This is a genomic window from Serratia sp. (in: enterobacteria) (genome assembly GCF_052400455.1).
In the GTDB taxonomy this organism is placed as follows: domain Bacteria; phylum Pseudomonadota; class Gammaproteobacteria; order Enterobacterales; family Enterobacteriaceae; genus Serratia; species Serratia ureilytica.
Genome location: NZ_CP185812.1, coordinates 1,142,921 through 1,160,598, shown reverse-complemented (window position 1 = coordinate 1,160,598; position 17,678 = coordinate 1,142,921). Strand labels below are relative to the sequence as shown.

11 protein-coding genes and 2 pseudogenes are annotated in these 17,678 nt (G+C 57.4%); 8 read left to right on the top strand and 5 right to left on the bottom strand.

The window, feature by feature from the left end; genetic code table 11:
• Positions 1-2: 2 nt before the first annotated feature.
• From ACORQT_RS05500 to cysE, 8 genes are read left to right on the top strand one after another with little or no spacing between them, the layout of a single operon-like run.
• Complete coding sequence (locus tag ACORQT_RS05500) at positions 3-5,024, top strand: non-ribosomal peptide synthetase (protein WP_164057843.1); 5,022 nt, start codon at positions 3-5, stop codon at positions 5,022-5,024.
• Between the two features lie 18 nt (positions 5,025-5,042).
• Positions 5,043-5,621, top strand: coding sequence for a DUF6817 domain-containing protein (locus ACORQT_RS05495; protein ID WP_049866656.1), 579 nt, complete (start codon positions 5,043-5,045; stop codon positions 5,619-5,621).
• 8 nt (positions 5,622-5,629) lie between these two features.
• Positions 5,630-6,292, top strand: coding sequence for a condensation domain-containing protein (locus ACORQT_RS05490; protein ID WP_444859337.1), 663 nt, complete (start codon positions 5,630-5,632; stop codon positions 6,290-6,292).
• The gene (locus ACORQT_RS05485) at positions 6,175-8,739 is read left to right on the top strand and encodes a non-ribosomal peptide synthetase (protein WP_444859336.1); all 2,565 of its coding nucleotides are present in this window, start codon (positions 6,175-6,177) and stop codon (positions 8,737-8,739) included. Before ACORQT_RS05490 ends, ACORQT_RS05485 begins: the two co-directional genes overlap by 118 nt.
• Positions 8,736-9,743 (top strand): TauD/TfdA family dioxygenase, encoded by a 1,008-nt coding sequence (locus ACORQT_RS05480; protein WP_042783831.1) that lies wholly within the window; start codon positions 8,736-8,738, stop codon positions 9,741-9,743. Before ACORQT_RS05485 ends, ACORQT_RS05480 begins: the two co-directional genes overlap by 4 nt.
• A complete protein-coding gene (locus ACORQT_RS05475) occupies positions 9,740-11,023 on the top strand; it encodes a phenylacetate--CoA ligase family protein (protein WP_042783830.1) in 1,284 nt (427 codons plus the stop codon). Before ACORQT_RS05480 ends, ACORQT_RS05475 begins: the two co-directional genes overlap by 4 nt.
• On the top strand, positions 11,020-12,240 hold the full coding sequence (locus tag ACORQT_RS05470; protein WP_042783829.1) for an aminotransferase class V-fold PLP-dependent enzyme: 1,221 nt from the start codon (positions 11,020-11,022) through the stop codon (positions 12,238-12,240). The genes ACORQT_RS05475 and ACORQT_RS05470 overlap by 4 nt, the downstream gene beginning before the upstream one ends.
• A 58-nt stretch (positions 12,241-12,298) precedes the next feature.
• Entirely contained in the window at positions 12,299-13,066 is a 768-nt protein-coding gene (gene cysE / locus ACORQT_RS05465; protein WP_049866655.1) for a serine O-acetyltransferase, read from the top strand.
• A 75-nt stretch (positions 13,067-13,141) separates the two neighbouring features.
• Here cysE and ACORQT_RS05460 read toward each other — a convergent pair whose 3' ends face one another.
• The 5 genes and pseudogenes from ACORQT_RS05460 to ACORQT_RS05440 form a co-directional block, all read right to left on the bottom strand.
• Entirely contained in the window at positions 13,142-14,683 is a 1,542-nt protein-coding gene (locus ACORQT_RS05460) for a glycosyltransferase family 39 protein (RefSeq protein ID WP_042783828.1), read from the bottom strand.
• A 125-nt stretch (positions 14,684-14,808) separates the two neighbouring features.
• Positions 14,809-14,952, bottom strand: coding sequence for a hypothetical protein (locus ACORQT_RS05455; RefSeq protein WP_162837200.1), 144 nt, complete (start codon positions 14,950-14,952; stop codon positions 14,809-14,811).
• Positions 14,953-15,145: 193 nt separating this feature from the next.
• A pseudogene (puuE, locus tag ACORQT_RS05450) lies at positions 15,146-16,000 on the bottom strand (allantoinase PuuE); the annotation flags it as partial.
• Positions 15,969-16,836 (bottom strand): annotated as a pseudogene (locus ACORQT_RS05445) (aspartate/glutamate racemase family protein); the annotation flags it as partial. The pseudogenes ACORQT_RS05445 and puuE, both read right to left, overlap by 32 nt.
• Positions 16,836-17,552, bottom strand: coding sequence for a GntR family transcriptional regulator (locus ACORQT_RS05440; protein ID WP_033651130.1), 717 nt, complete (start codon positions 17,550-17,552; stop codon positions 16,836-16,838). The pseudogene ACORQT_RS05445 and the gene ACORQT_RS05440, both read right to left, overlap by 1 nt.
• Positions 17,553-17,678 lie beyond the last annotated feature (126 nt).

The following is a 17,678-nucleotide window of genomic DNA, read 5'->3' as shown; positions in this document are numbered from 1 at the left end:
CAATGCAAAGCATGAAAGGTATTGGACCGGAAAACCAGACGCAATCCCATACGCTGCACGCAGCCGTCTTTAATCAGGCGATGGCAACGCCACTACGCCCGGCCGTGATCGACGAAAGCGGCATCATGGACTATCAATGCTTACGGCATGCCGCGTTGAGCATCGCACAGCAATTGTCCGCGCTTAATCTGGCGAAAGAGACGGCCGTCGGCGTCTATCTTCCGCGCGATCGCCATATCCCCGCCAGCTTATTGGGCATCATGGCGGCGGATTGCGCTTATCTGCCGCTCGACCCCAAGCATCCCCAGGCGCGCACCGAACTGTTGCTGGAGATCGCCCAGGCCAAATACGTCATTACAACAACGGCGCTAGCGAGCAGGCTGCCCGACACCATTACGCCCGTTTTCATCGACGAAAACGGGCGCCCCGACGAAGCCATACTGCAGCGCAACACCTGCGCCACTCAACTGGCTTACTTTATCTTTACTTCCGGTTCCACCGGCGTTCCCAAAGGGGTGATGATCGAACACGGCAACGCCCTGTCGCTTATCGATTGGGCCCACCAAACCTATACTGACGAACAGCTGTCGCAGGTCGCTTGTGGCACGTCGATCACCTTCGATCTCTCCGTCTTTGAAATCTTTGCTCCGCTTACTCAGGGCGGATGCGTGCATATGCTGGCAGATCCCCTGGCGTTATTACAGTGGCACAAGCGTGACGATATTACGCTGTTCAATACCGTACCTTCGGTCATCAACGAGATGGTTAAAATCGGCGAGTTGCCATCCCATTTGCCGATTATCAACTTAGCCGGGGAACCGCTGCCGATGCACCTGGTGCATACGCTCAGGCGGCAATGCCCGACGGCAAAAATCTTTAATCTCTATGGTCCCTCGGAAGATACGACCTACTCCACCGGCGGTGAAGTCTTGGCCTCAGACCCGCATCCCACCATCGGCACACCACTGACGGGCCGACGCTGTTATCTGCTTGACGCAGAAGGCAACGCCGTAGCGCCGGGAGAAACGGGGGAAATCTACGTGGCCGGCCCGGGCGTCGCTCGCGGTTACTACCATCGTCCAGAACTCAACGACGCCTTCCTGCCCGACCCCGCCGGCCCCAAAGGGGCGCGCATGTACCGCACCGGCGATTATGGCAAGCAGCTTGAAGATGGACGCCTGCTCTACCTCGGGCGTCGCGACGACCAGGTCAAGATCCGCGGCCATCGTATCGAAATCGGTGAGATTGACGCCGTGCTCCGTCGGCATCCCGGTGTGCGAGAAGTGGCGGTGGTGGTGGTCGAATCAGCGAACAAGGGCAAATCTTTACGCTGCGCGCTGGAGCTGCACTCTCCGGCGGATCGTCATGCCATTATCGCCTGGGCGGCAACCCAACTGCCGGTCTACATGCTGCCGGCGGAGTGGATGGCCTTCGATGAACTTCCCCGTTTGCCTAACGGAAAAATTGACAGAGGTGCCTTAAGACACTGCCGAACGCAACATGAAAATCGTGCGGGACAAGCGCCTGAAGGCGCCACAGAGCTATCGTTGGCTGGACTTTGGCGCCAGCTGCTGGACTGTGCTGACGTCTATCGCACCGATACGTTCTTCGGTCTCGGCGGGCATTCTTTACTGCTCGCCCGACTGGCTCATGAGATCAAAAAGCAGTTTTCTGCTGACCTTGCGATAGAACGGCTCCTGGCTGCCGATACGCTCTCGCGTCAGGCACGACTTATTGAACAATGGACGAAAAACGCCGATGCGCCGCCGTGCATCGGCCATACGCGACAAACCACTCTCGAAGCACCCTGTTCGCCCTCGCAATCGAGAATGTGGATGCTGGAAAAACTGTTGCCGGGCTCGCCTCGTTACAACATTCCCGCCGCTTTTCAAATCGTGGGGCCACTGGATATAAGCCGTCTTTCCAACGCAGCGGAACAAGTCGTGATGCAACATACCATCTTGCGTACGCGCTATGCCGAAGGCGCGCAGGGTCTGCAGCAATGCGTCGCCCAAACCTACCCGCCGGTGGTTCATCATGAAAACCTGTGTGAATGGGATGAAAAAGCAGCCTGGGAACAGGCCTGGAACCGCGCGAACGCCTTCGCTCGCACGGCGTTCGATCTGACCGAAGAAATCCCGTTCAAGGTGCTGGCCCTCAAGATCAAGCAAGACCTGCATCTGGTGGTGCTGCTGACGCACCACATCGCCGTTGACGGCTCCATGGACATCTTGCTGTCCGAACTCTCCGCGGCCTATGAGAATACGGCTTCGGATGCCTCTCCTGCCCCCCTCAGTTACCAGGACTATTGCCACTGGCTGACGCAATGTGAAAGCCGGCAAACCGAGGCTCTGGCTTATTGGCAACGACAGCTGGCCGAGCCACCGGCCGCCCCGCAACTTCCCTGCGATCGGCCGCTGCCGCGCCAGGAACGGGGGCAAGGTCGCCAGTTAAGCGTCCCCATTCCAGAAGATAAATTCATCGCGCTTTCTCAACTTTGCCGCCGACACGAAGTCTCTGTGTTCCACGGGTTGCTGGCGCTGACTTGGGCTTATTTGGGACGCCTGGCGGATACCGACGATGTCCTGCTGACCGCACCACTGCAAACGCGAAACAACCACGATTTTGCCGCAACCATCGGTAATTTCGTCAATACGGTTATTTTGCGCGGCGATATGCGGCACCAGCCGCGCGTCGGTGAATTATTGCGTCAGGCCAGGCAACGTACCCAGGAAGCCATGCAGTTCGGCCAGGTTCCTTATGAAACGGTGCTCGATAACGTCAAAGGGCTACGCACCGCCAATGGCACGCCGGCGCTCAACGTCATGCTATCGCTGCAGCAAGAACAGCCGCTGTGGACGATGAGGGATACCGGCTCCAGCCACCTGCCCATCGACTTGTTGACCAGCCGTTTCAGCCTGGGCTTCTTTTTCCGTCTCAGCAACGGCGGCCTTGAGCTGAATCTCGAATACGACACGGAACGCTTTACCGATGCTGCGGTTCAGCGCCTGATCGGCCATTGGTTCACGCTGATGAGTGCAGCGCTCGCAAACGATGAAACCGTCGTCAATGCCCTGCCTTTGCTCTCTGACGATGAGCGCCACAACATGCTCGACGGCTGGAACGCCACGCAATGCGATTATGCCGGCGATCGGCTGGTGCATCAGCTGTTCGAAGCACAAGCCAGTCAGGCACCTCACCACATCGCGCTATGTAATGCGCGGAATGCGATGAGTTACGCTGAATTGGATACGCGTGCCAATCGTTTGGCCCATTACTTGCTGGCCCAGGGATTCGACGCCGGCGCACGCATCGCTATCCTGTGCGATCGCAGCCCGGCGATGGTCATCGCCATGTTGGCTATTCTGAAAGCGGGCTGTGTTTATGTGCCTTTCGATCCCGCCAGCCCTCCAGCTCGTTTTCAAGCGATGATCCGTATCGCCGGCATCACCGGTATCGCAACTGACGCGCTGTTTGCCGATACCGCCGCCACCTTGATCGCACAAGCGTCCACCTCGTTGGCGCACGTGCACGTCGCGATAAGCGAGGACCACTCCTGGCCTTCGACTCCCGTGGAGAGCCGCATCACATCGGACGCACTGGCTTACATCATCTTTACATCAGGAACGACCGGCGATCCCAAGGCGGTCGCCGTCAGGCATAAACCGGTAATCAATCTGATCGAGTGGGTAAACAAGACCTTCACCGTGAACGCCAGCGACAAGTCGCTGTTCGTCACGTCACTGGCCTTCGACCTGTCCGTCTACGATCTGCTGGGAATGCTTGCGGCAGGCGGAACGATTCGCCTCGCCGGCCGAGACGAAACCAAGGATCCGAGTACACTGGCCAACATCGTCTGTGCAGAGGGCATCACCTTCTGGAACTCAGCGCCCATCGCGCTCGATCAATGCGAACCCTATTTCCCGCCGTACCCGATTCCATCATTACGCCTGGCCTTCTTGTCCGGCGACTGGATCCCCGTATCGCTGCCGGACAAGCTGCGTAAGACGTTCCCCAACCTGCAGCTGGTTGGCTTGGGCGGCGCCACTGAAGCCGTCATTTGGTCCAACTTCTTTATCATCGAGCGGGTAGCGCCGGAGCAAAGCAGCATCCCTTACGGCAAACCGATTCAAAATGCTCGCTACTACATACTGGATAAGCAACTGCAGCCCGTTCCCATCGCGGTCGAGGGCGATCTGTTTATCGGCGGCGAGGTATTGGCCGAAGGTTACTTCGGCGATCAAGAGAAAACGGCGCGCAGTTATCTGCCCGATCCATATGGCCTGACGCCAACCGCCAGAATGTATCGAACCGGCGATAGAGCCCGATTCTTTCCGGATGGCACCATCGAATTCCTGGGACGGCAAGATACGCAGATAAAAATCAATGGATACCGCATTGAAACGGGCGAAATCGAAGCTGCGCTACTCACGCACCCCGGAATAAACGGCGCTTGTGTCGTGATTAAAGGTGAACGTCATCGCCTCTGGCTGTGCGCCTATATCGTCAGCGAGGAACACAATCAGGAGGCGATTGCACGGCTGCGCGCCAATCTGCGCACCAAATTACCCGAATACATGATCCCCGCCGTATTCACCTGTCTGTCAGCATTTCCTTTAACCGCCAACGGCAAACTGGATAAGCAGCGGCTTCCGGAGCCAATAACGCTGAACGGCGGCGGCGATCGGCACGCCCCCCCGACAGGGCACTATGAGACGACGATCGCCGATATCTGGAAGCACGAACTTAACTGCGAGGCCCTGAACGCTACGGATAACTTTTTTGATCTCGGCGGCAACTCCGCCAGCTTGATAAGGACACACAGAACGCTGGAGAACGCGTTGAACCGCACGATCCCCATCGTCACGCTCTTTCAGTACACCACTTTGCGCAGCCTCGCCGAATGGCTGGCCGGCAACATAGAGAACGATGCAACGGGCGCATCTCAGGCAACCGAACAGCGGCTCTCTGGCCGACAACGCCTAATGCAACAAAGAAAACAACGAATCACCGCCAACGACTGATCTTATTGACAGGAAAAAATGATGGATGCAGATGCCAAGCTTATCGCGCAATACCAGCCGCAGCTGGTGAAGTTGGGCGCACATAAAGTGGCTCATTTAGATGAGCCACTAATGAATCATTTAATACGAACACACCATCTTCTCAGGGAAATGGAATGTGACGAGACGATATGCTTATCCGGATTATTTCACGGCGCATATGGCACACAGGGATTACATACCGATGAGATTGGTGACATTCCGTCATCTCAAAGGGAAATTGTCAGAGCCAGTATCGGTGAAAACGCCGAGCAGCTGGTTTATCACTTCTCCGTCATGAGTTACGAATCATTGAGTAAAAGTTTCCGTAATATCCTCAAACCGGAAGGGCAACCTTGTTTGAAGGATCGCAGGAACGGCCAAACGCTCAACGTTTCAGTAAGTCATTTCCAAGCATTGTTAGCTTTAAAGCTGGCGGACGTATTGGCGCACACCCCTACGCAGAAATATCACACCTGCCTAAATCTGCCGGCGGAATACGGCATGTTTTGGGAGTTAGTCGCGGAATATCTGGGTGAAAAACACTTGTCCATTTGGAACAAAACCATTAACGGGTAATAAAAAACATGAAAACTGCAGAAAACATGGCATTACCAGAGAATAACTGGGAAGGGTTTCCCCTGTCTTTTCAGCAGCAACAGCTGATTAAGCAAACTACCCGAAATAGCCCGCAATATTTCAGCGCAACGTATTCTCTGTCAGGAGCTTTGGACCCCAACCGTTTAATCGCGGCCTTGTCCACGCTGATTAATGAACATGAGATTTTGCGAACGTCGTTCAGAAACGTATTGGGAGAAAACAGCGATGTGCTGATGGTCATCAATGATCCCTATCAGCCCGAGCTGATTATGGCTGACGGTGAGCCTTCGGACGTTAACCCGTTCAACGAGGAAGAAGCGGCATCGGCATGCGCAAGTCTCACGGCCAGAGAACGGCCTCTCAAAGCCGCGCTTTACCGCATAACAGCCGACCGGCATACGCTGGTGATTTCACTGCCCACCGCCAGCCTGGACTATGCCTCCGCCGACGCGATGATGGTGGCGCTGAGTCGCCTCTATGCCGGTGAGGCTGGTACGTCGTCCCCCATTGTACAATACGTCGACTTTGCCCAATGGCAGCGCGAGGATTTCCCCCGCAAACTACCGTTACTCATGTCGAGCCCATCCCTTCTTTGCGTCTGCCTCTCGAATTCAAGTCCGACAGCCAGGATTGGCAATGCCGCCCCATAACGCTGACGATGGAAACACAATCTCAGCTACAAGCGCTGGCAACAGAAAACGCCTTGTCTCTGCGCGCTCTGCTTTACGCTTGTTGGAGTGCTGCGTTATGGCGCATAGCGGAATATCCCGACCGCTTTGTGCTCAGCACGAACCTGGCCGGCCGCCCTTTTGCGGAACTTCAACAGGCTCTGGGTCGGTTCGAATATGCAGTGCATACGATCGCGCAGCCCAACGCTGACATGACGTTGCTGCAGTTCGCTGAACATTGTCAGCAAGCACTGCGACTGAGCGAGCAGCAAGACGGCCGCCAGCCGGGTGATGTTCATTCAGCCAGCGAGATCGGCTATCAATTCTTCAATGCGGCGTCGGCAATCGAAACACCCCTGCTACATTGGGAAAACCGTACCGCCATCCCTGTACCGGAACACTGCAGATTATCTCTGCAGGTGAATGCCGGTGAACGCCTCCACCTTGTGTTGCAGATACAGCAAGGCGTCTTCGATACGGCAGGGATCGCAACGATTGAGCAGGCGTTCCGCGCCACGCTGCAGGCGCTGCTCAAGACACCACAGGCCATGCTCGATCGCTTTCCGCTTATGACTGACGATGAAACACGCATTCTGATTGAAAACACCCATAACGCGTTGTCGTCATCGCCGGCCCTCGGTTGTTGGTACCATACTTTCAGCCGCCAGGCGTCGCAGACTCCCGATGCGCCGGCGTTAAAGTACAACTCGCGAATTTGGCGCTATGCCGAGCTGGATGCCTTCACCAATCAGTTGGCTCGCCATTTGCTGAACAATGGGGTGGAACAGGGCGCAGCGGTCGGCCTGATGCTTGAGCGCAGCGATCTGGCGCTGGCGGCTATCATCGCCATCCACAAAGCCGGAGCCTGTTATGTCCCTCTCGACCCTCAACTGCCCCAGCAGCGGGTGGAGATCATCCTGAAGCAAACCAGGCCGGCACTGATGCTTGTCGCTCAAGCGCAACACCGCCAGGCGCAGCTCACCCTCCCCGTGATGGCGCTGGATGAGCAGTGGAATGACATTAGCGTGCTGGATGACTCCGCGCTGCCATTCACCGCGTCTGCCGACAACCTCGCTTATGTGCTCTACACCTCCGGCTCTACCGGAGAGCCGAAAGGCGTCAAGATCGCTCATCATCAATTGCAGAACTATGTGTCCGGCATTATTGAGCGTGCGGAACTGGGCGCAGCGCTCACCTATCTCTCCATTGGCCCCATCACCACCGACTTGGGTAATACCACCCTGTTCCCCGCACTGGTCACCGGTGGCTGCATCGACATCTCACCTTTCACGCACGCCGAGGATATTCAGGAGCAAATTCGCTATATGGAGCAAAGCGAGTATGACGTCCTCAAATTGACCCCTTCTCATATGGCATCTTTATTCGCGCTGGCGGACACGCCGGCGCGCCTGATGCCTGGCAAGGCCTTATTGCTGGGGGGTGAGGTGTTAAGTTGGGGGATGTGGCGCCTGTTCAACGATTTTGCGAACGGTTGTCGCATCTACAATCATTATGGGCCAACCGAAACCTGCGTGGGCGCCATTGCGCAGCAGGTAGCGTCGGATAAATACGCCAGGCTGGCTTCCACCGTTCCCCTCGGTACCCCCTTGCCGCATGCCCGCTGCTATGTCGTCGACCCGCATGGTGCATTGCTTCCCGTGGGCGTCGCGGGTGAGTTATATATTGGCGGCGAGACGGTCGCTTGCGGCTATGTGCAAAGCGCTGAAGATCAGCGTCCCCGCTTTATCGCCGATCCCTGGAGCCCGCGATCCAATGCCCGGCTTTACCGTTCAGGGGATAAAGTTCGCAGGCTTCCCGATGGCAGCCTGGAGTTTCTTGGCCGTATCGACCGTCAGTTGAAAATCCGCGGATTCCGGGTAGAACCGGCCGAAATAGAAAGCACGCTGCGCAAACATGCGGAGGTTTTGGACAGCTGCGTCGTTGAACAAGGCGAATCCGGCAGTGCACATCTGTTGGCTTACGTGGTTCTGCAAAGCGGCGACAACGGCAATGCCGATTGGCTGCGTGAGCATCTCGCCGCTTACCTGCCGGATTTCATGATCCCCTCTCAAATCGTGTCGCTCTCCCGCTTCCCGTTAAACCACAACGGCAAAGTCGATCACCGCATGCTACCGGCGCCGGATACGCTTATCGCCGCCAACGCCGATGACTATGTCGCGCCGCAAAGCGAAACGGAAAAAAGTGTCGCGGCCATTTTCCAGGAGTTGCTGCTGGCCAACCGTGTAGGCATACACGACGACTTCTTTGATATCGGTGGGCATTCGCTAATCGCCACAAAGTTGGTCGCTCAAATCCGTTCCACCTTCGATATTCCGTTCAATCTGCGCAGCGTTTTTATGGATGCGACCGTAGCCGGCCTCAGCCGCAACATTGATGAACAACGACACTCTCAGGAACTGGCAAAATGAACGAAACAGCAAGCGGTTTATTCGCCCGACGGCGCCAGAGCCAAGGCGTATCCGTCACCAGTCTGGTCACCGCGTCACCACTGACCCATGCCGGCGCTAAAGGTGTCATGCTGCGCCCGGCGCTAGCCAACCTATCCGCCCCTGAGTGGGGGCAAAACAGCTGGGATTATATCGCCAGTCTGTTAGCCGAATCTGGCGCCGTTTTGCTGCGTGGCTTCAAGGTCGCGGATGTCGCGGCTTTTCGCGCCTTTGTGCAAACGTCGGCAGGCGCATTGTTGGGATACACCCACCGCTCTACGCCGCGCAGCAATATCAGCGAAGGGATATACACCTCGACCGAGTATCCGGCCGACCAGCATATTCCCCAACACAATGAGATGTCCTACACCCGCAGTTGGCCCAAGCGGCTGTTCTTCCACTGCGCCGTCAAACCAGGCGATCAAGGGCAGACTCCGCTTGCCGACAGTCAGGGGGTCTATGAACGCCTGCCGGAAGACCTGCGCGCGCGTTTTGAAGCCCATGGCGTGATGTACGTGCGCAATTTTGGACAAGGTTTGGATCTCAGCTGGCAGCAGGTATTCCAAACGGAAAATCAGGCGGAGGTTGAGGCGTATTGCCAAGCGAACGACATCCAATGCCAATGGTTGGGGGAAGGACGCCTGCGCACACGCCAAATTTGTCAGGCGACCCTTGCCCACCCGCGAACGGGGGCGGGGATCTGGTTTAATCAGGCGCATCTGTTCCATATCAGCAATCTGCCGGTGGAGGCGGAACGTGAGTTAAGACGCGAATTCGCCGAGCATGAGCTGCCGCGCAATGCCCTGTTTGGCGACGGCAGTCCTATCCCGTCAACCGACCTGACGCTGATTCGACAAGCCTATCAACAAGAAGAAATCCTGTTCGACTGGGAACAGGGCGACATTCTGATTTTGGATAACGAAACCATTTCCCACGGCCGGCGACCATTTACGCCGCCGCGCAACATCATGGTGGCAATGACATGAGCGAATCAGGTTCATTTAAAGATGTACGTCGTGAAGTGGCGTACGCTTATGAAAATGTGAAATTTTTTAAAGCTCACATGGCAGCGTCGGGCCTACGGCCCGACGACATTAAAACCCTGGCGGACTTTAAACGCATCCCCGTCACACGCAAAATGCACTATCGACGCAACTATCCGTCAGGGGTGCTAGCTGCCGGATTTACACTGACCGGGCCGCATGTGATGCGCTTTCAAAGTTCTGGGACCTCAGGAGAGCGTTTGAACAGCGCGATCCTTTCCTATGACCTGGCGCGACGACAGGCCACCAGTATGGGCGTCAATGCAAACTTCAACGCACTGTGGCGCCCTGGTGCCCGGCCGCGCATTTGCCGCTATGCCCCACCTAACTGCTCTGACGTAGAGTGCGGCATCGGCCTGACAACCATGGCGGAACGCACGCTGGCCGACGGCACGCTGGTCTTGCCTGTCGCTCACGACTTATTGGCGACCCCCGCCAGGATGATCAAGCAGGCGCTGGACGAAATCGCCGCCTACGATCCGGAAATTTTGGTGGTGGACCCGACGCATTTAGCTTTTTTAACTCGAGAGGCCGACAAGTTGGGACGCACTATCGTCACCACCAACAAGCTGCATATCGTTTGTGGCTATACCCATTTGACGCAGGTTGCACGACGTCAAATTCGGCGCTTCTTCGGTGACGAAACGCCAATCGGCAACATGCTGGGCATGTCGGAACTGGGTTACCTCGGTTTCGAATGCCACCACGGTTGTTTGCACATCAACAACCAAGATTTTTTCCTGGAGTTTTTAAGCGGGGAGCAGGAATCGGCCTTGGATGAAGTCGGCGAGTTGGTCATTTCCACCATTGATGACAGCTTGCTACCGCGCATTCGTTACGCCACCGGCGACCTGTACCGTCTATCGTCGGAACCCTGCACCTGTGGCGCCACTTTGCCGGTGGTCAACATCGAAGGGCGCGCCACCCACAACGTCATCGGTAAAAACGGGGCGATAGTGACGCCTGCCGAGGTCGATCTGGCGGTGGCCGATTGCCCAGCGATCGATTTATATAAGTTGGAACAAGACGAGCTCGGGAATCTTCGTTTTCGCTATATCCTCAATCAAGCATCATCGTCTGAGCTACTCGCATTGCAACAGCGCATCAGCGCACTTTGCCAAACCCGCGACATCATTTTCGAAGCCGTGGATTACATCGCCTGCGAACGCAGCGGAAAATTCCAATCCTGCATTTCAAGATATAACGGGGCATCTCATCCATGACGAATCATTTTATTGACCGCAGTCAGTTCCCTGCGCTGATGCAGGAAATAGACGGACGGCCTCTCAACTATCTCGACAGCGCCGCGACTACCCTAAAGCCGCGCGTCATGATTGACGCCGTAACGGAGTATTACAGCCAGAACGGCGCCAATATCCATCGCGGCAAACACCGTCTCTCCGATGAAGCCTCCAATGCCTATGAAGCCGCGCGCCTCGCAGTAGCGGACTACGTCAGCGCACAGGCTAACGAAGTCGTGTTTACCCACAATACGACCCATGCGCTGAACATCGTGGCGCAAGGATTGGCGCTGAGAAAATCGGATCTGGTTATCGCTGGTGTCGATTCACATCATTCCCAACTATTGCCTTGGCGACAAGTAGCCACCCTGAGGTTCATCCAAACCGATGATCAGGGCAGGATCGATTTGGATCATTTCCAGACGCTGCTCGCGCAACGGCCGAAAGTGGTCGCCCTGACGCACTGCTCCAATGTCACCGGCGTTGTGCATCCCATTGAGCAGATGATCGCGATGATCCGCACACAAAGCGATGCCGTTATTGTGCTGGACGCCGCACAGTCTCTCCCGCACGGCCGTCTCAACCTCCACACGCTGGGCGCCGACTTTGTCGCCTTCTCCGCACACAAAATGCTGGGCCCAACCGGGTTGGGCTTTTTGTACGCGAACCAACATCGCCTCGATGCACTTAAACCGCTGCAATTCGGTGGCGGTACGGTTGACTGGGTGGATGCCGATGGCCAGGTCAATCGTCGGGCGCCCTATCATCTCGAGGCCGGCACGCCGGCGATTGCTTCCGTCATCGGCGCCGGCGCGACTTTTCGTCTGTTAGCCGGCTTCGATGAGACGGCGCGGCGTGAACACGACAAAGGTTTGGTCAACGCGCTGCTTTCCGGGGCGGCCTCTCGCCCTTACCTCAAACTTATCGGCCCCGCCGACGGTGAAAACCGCCATGCCATAGGCGCCTTCAAGTTCTCGGACTGCGTTTCGGTCGGAGAAATCGCCCGCTTGCTCAGCGACGCCTACGGCATCATGTGCCGCAGCGGTTATCTGTGCGCGCAACCTTTCGTTAGCACCCTGGCCGGTGGAGAGATCCTGCGAGCATCCGCCTATCTATACAACACGACGGCTGATATCGATGCCCTGTATCAGGCCCTTGATGACCTGGCGGAGTGCATGGGGCTGCCCACGGTAAACTGATGAAAAACGCCCGGCGTTTGCCGGGCGTTTTATCGCTATAACGCGACGAGGAAAAAAGATGCGATTGATGAACTATGCCATTTTCCCGAACCTGACGGTCTCCGACCCCTTTTGGGTACAGCTCCGGCAAGAGGCAAAAGCCTTGGCCGAAAGAGAAGGGGCGATGAGCAAACTCCTGCAGCAAGGAGTATTGCAGCATGCCACCTTCAACGAGGCGCTCGCAAACCGCCTGGCCTTGAAACTGGCCAATGACGATATCGATGCGACGAGCCTGAGAAACGTTGTTGAACAAACGCTGCAACGTGCGCCCGACATTGTCGACGCCGCGCTGGCGGACATGCGCGCGGTTTACGAACGCGATCCCGCCTGCCACAGTACGGTACAGATATTTTTTTTCTTCAAGGGGTTTATCGCATTGCAAGCCTATCGCATCTCACATGCGCTGTATCGGCATCAGCAACGTGAAATGGCCTATCACATCCAAAGTCGGGTATCAGAACTCTTCTGTATCGATATCCATCCGGCCGCCAAGCTGGGCAAAGGCATCATGCTCGACCATGCTCACGCGATTGTCATCGGTGAAACGGCAACGGTGGGCGACAACGTCTCCCTGCTGCATTCGGTGACGCTGGGAGGAACAGGAAAAGCCGGCGGCGATCGCCATCCCAAGGTGGGTAATAGCGTCGTTATCGGCGCCGGAGCCAAAATATTGGGTAATGTGCGAATCGGCGACAGTTGCTGTGTTGCCGCCGGCGCCGTTGTGCTCAAGGACATTCCGCCATCGGCCACGGCAGTGGGCGTTCCCGCCCGGATTGTCGGCCTCTAAGCGCCTCCCACACACCGGTAGCGGTGAAAAAGTTTCGGTGTGTGGGGGCTTCCGAGATTTGGGGCATTTATCCGGCTATCTGGCGTCGCGCACCACGAATAGCCTCGACTCGAAACCGCCGCTTTTGAAGGTGCCGGTATTGACCCACCCCGGCGGCGAACGGCCAAAGTCCTGATTGAAATCCCCGCCGCTGACCAGCCAGACCCGGCGATGGCCTTTCGCTAACGCGCTGAGGTTATCGACGTAGGTCTGCGCCGCCCGATCGTGGAAAAAAGTGCCGAAACCATAGGCATTGGGCTTGCCCGAAATGCCGTTGGGCCTGGCGGGGGTATACAGCAAGGCGCGATAGCCCTTCTTGTTGTAATACACATAGCTCAGGTAGTTGAACATGTTGCTGACCACCACCGCATCGTTGGGCTGATAGTTACTGTTGATGTAGTGCACCATCACCTTGAATTCATCTTTCTCGACCGGATAGTCGTTGCGCACGCCGCAGCCGAACAGCAGGCTGAAGAACAGCAGCAAAGAGATCCCGCGCACCCGGCTTTTCGTACCGGCGATCAGCACGCCCAATACCAGCGGAATGCCGAGCGCGGCGGAATAAAGGTAGCGATCGACAAACAGCGGCGAACGCCAGGAAATGGCGAATACCAACGTCACCGGGATCAGCATGCCGCCGAGCAGCAGCAGCGCATATTTTCTCGGCATCTGGCGCCGCCACAGCAGCAGTGAACATAAGGCGACAAACATCGCCGGCAGCAGCCAGAGAATGATCGTGGGATAGTTGCTGCCATCATGCCCGGTGAGAAAACGCCAATACATCGCCGGCAGATCGCTCCAGGCAACCTGAGGGATCCAACCGACGTCGCCGCCGACCCGCAGTTCGGCAATATGCGCCAGCAGATTGAGCAGCACCAGCAGCCAGGGAATATAGGCCACTCCAATCGCCGCATTGGCCACCCACCACGCCGGCTGCCTAATGTAATACTCGCCTTCGCGGCGGCACGACAGCGCCAACACCACCAGCCAGTGCGCGATCAGCGTGAAAATCGTGAAGTAGTGAGTATAAAAGCTCAGCGTCATCAACAGCGCATACAGCGCCAGATAGCGGCGGCTATCCGGCGTTTTCAGCCACTTCGCCAGCGCCATGGCGGCGGCGATCGCCAACAGCCCCATCAGCGCATACATGCGCGCCTCCTGGCTGTAACGCACCGCCATCGGCATGATCGCCATCAGCCATCCCGCGGTCAGCGCCGCCCGCTCGTTGGCCAACCAACGGGTAAAACGCATCGCCAGCGCCACCGTCATCACGCCGAACACCAGGCTCAGCGCGCGGGCCGCCATAATGCCGTCGCCAAACAGCACCATCCAGCCATGCAGCAGCAGGTAATAAAGCGGCGGGTGAACATCGAAGGAAGCATGGTACAGCAAAGCGCCCACATCATAGCGGCTGGTCAGCACGCTGGAGGCCTCGTCGCACCAAAAATACCGATCCGTTAAGGAAATAAACCGCACGATCGCCGAAAACGCCACGATCGCCAACGCGTAATGTTTGTAACCGATGCCTTTTAAGCCGTTATTGCTCAAAGAAACATTCGATACCTGTTGCAGTGACATAACCGCATTCCGCCCAAGAGAATCACACAGTGTGGAGACGCAGCGTCATCATTGCCGACGGCGGGTAAATGGCGGGTAAATCAGTGCGAAAAAATCGGCGCAATCACCGCGGCGGCGCACGGCCCTCAGCGGATTTCAACGGTGATGTCCGGGTAGGCCTTCTCCCCGTCGCTGAGGTAATGCCCCAATGCCCGGTAAGCCATGACGTACAGCACGGCGGCGCCGCACAGGCACAGCAAGGTCACGAGAAAGAATCTGGATTTGCGCACGATAGGCTCCATGGGGAAATTTTCACCTATTGTAACGCGGCAAAATAAACGAAGGTTCAATTGGCGGCGGGTCGTTTGCCCTACGGCCGCTCTGTCGATCCATCAAAGCACTGGAGCGAGCTGAGCGGCAGCGTTATTGGCCATATGAAAACACGCTGCGCAGTGGAACCGACACAGCGCCGCCAGGCATGCGTCATGTTCCCGGGTACGGATGGGTCTCGCGCCAGTGGTCCGCTATCTGCTGCCGCGTACAGACCCACACCCGTTCGTGTTGCTGGATATAATCGAGAAAACGCTGCAGCGCGCGAAAACGCCCCGGCCTGCCCAGCAGACGACAGTGCATCCCCACCGACATCATCTTCGGCGCCTCCTCGCCCTCAGCGTACAGCACGTCGAAGCTGTCTTTCAGATAGGTGTAAAATTGCTCGGCGGTATTAAACCCCTGAGCGGTGGCAAAACGCATGTCGTTGGCGTCCAGCGTGTAAGGAACGATCAGGTGCGGCCGACGGCTGCCGTCGCCGCACGCCACTTCGCTCCAGAACGGCAAATCATCGCCGTAATAATCGCTGTCATAATCAAAACCGCCCTGCTCCACGACCAGTTGCCGAGTGTTGGGGCTATCGCGCCCGGTATACCAGCCGGTAGGCGCTTTGCCGAACAGGTCGGCCAGCACTTGCACCGCTTTTTGCATATGCTCACGCTCCTCAGCGATATCCATATGTTGATAATGGATCCAGCGCCAACCATGGCTGACCACATCGTATTTCGCCGCTTTGATCGCCGCGACAATCTCCGGCTGGCGCGCCAGCGCCATCGCCACGCCGAAGACCGTCAACGGCAGGCCACGCCGGCTGAACTCGCGGTGGATCCGCCAAAAGCCCGCCCGGCTGCCGTATTCGTACAGCGAATCCATCGACATATGGCGCGCCGGATAGCTGGCGGCGCCGATAATATCGGAGAGAAACTGTTCCGATCCCGCATCGCCATGCAGCACATGATTCTCCGCACCCTCCTCGTAATTGAGCACAAACTGCACGGCAATCCGCGCGTTGCCCGGCCAGCGCGCGTGCGGCGGATCTCCGGCGTAGCCTCGCAGGTCACGGGGGTAATTCTCATCGACAATGACCATTCTTCATCCCTTTAAAATAGATTTAACGACTGAAATTGACCACTTAACGCTTTGGTTTCGGGATAGGCCAAGTCCCCTTGTTTGCTGGTCGATAACCCCAACGCCACCAGCGACTCCACCATTTTTACCGCCGCGCTGACGCCATCAATCACCGGCGCCCGCAGCTCGCGGGTCAGTTCCTGCGCCAGCGTCGCCATTCCGCCGCAGCCGAGCACAATCGCCCCGCAGCCATCCTCTTTCAGAGCGCGGATGCAGCGCTCGCGCACTTTCTCCTGCGCCAGCCCGCTGCCGTCCTCCAGCGCCAGCACCGGCAAGTCAATGGCGTGCAGCGCCGCGCAATGCTGATGAAAACCGTACTGATGCAGCAGGTGGCGGGCGATAATCAGCGTGCGCGGTAACGTGGTGACGATCGAAAAACGGGTCGCCACCATCGACGCCATATGCATCGCCGCTTCCGCAATGCCGATCACCGGCCCCTGCGCCAGCTCGCGCGCGGCCAGCAATCCCGGATCGCCGAAACAGGCGATCACATGACCGTCAACGCCCTGCCGTCGCCCCGCCCTCACCTGTTCCAGCACGCCGATCGCCGCGATGGCTTCGTCAAAGTGCCCTTCAATGGACGGCACCCCGTCGCGCGGACACACCGCCAGGATCTCGGTGCCCGGCGCGGCGGCGGTGCGCGCGGCGGCGGCGATGGTGTCGGTCATCGCCTGACTGGTGTTGGGGTTGATAACCTGTATGCAAACAGAAGACATCACGGCTCCTTGTAACCGGCGAACAGCCGGGAAAAATCGGGCAGGCTGACGCCATCGCGCTCAAAGCGCAGGCTGGCGACAATATGATCAAAATGGCGCATCAGGGCGTCGCTCAGAGGCTGCAGCGCTTTATCCCGCAACAAACCGACCAACTGCTGATGATCGTCGCAACGGCACCCCTGCCGCCACGGCGCGCCCCAGGTGGCGATGACCAGGGAAGAACGCTGGCAAAGACGCGTCACCATGTCGGTGATAACCGAATTGCCCGAGATCGCCTGCAGCTGAATATGAAAATCGGCGGAATAGCGAATCGCCGCCGGGCCGTCGTAAGCCTCATGCACCTGCTGTTCCAGCTGAATAATGCGCTCCAGTGCCGCCAGATGGGGCGCCCGACAGCGGGCGATAATATCGGGAAGGTTGGCGACCTCCAGCAGCGCGCGCGTGCGGAAGATAGCCTGCGCCTCTTCCACCGTCGGGCTGGCGACATATGCACCACGTTTGGGCTTCAGGCTAACCATTTGCACAGCGGCGAGTCGTTGCAGCACCTTACGGATGCCGGTGCGGCTCACGGCAAAAACGTCGGACAACGCCTCCTCCGGCAATTTGCTGCCCGGCGGCAGCTGATGCTCGACAATCGCCGTCATCAACGCCTGATAAATGGTTTCATCTTTGTCCTGCAGCGCTGGCGCGGCCTGGAGACAATGTTCAGTATTCATTCACCTACTCCGGTTTCACCTATCGATAGCAAAATCGTATACATAACGCTCGGTTTCTGTATGCAAAATCAGCCATTGTGGCCTGGATCCTGCAATAGCCTCAGCAATCCACATAACAAGAGGAGC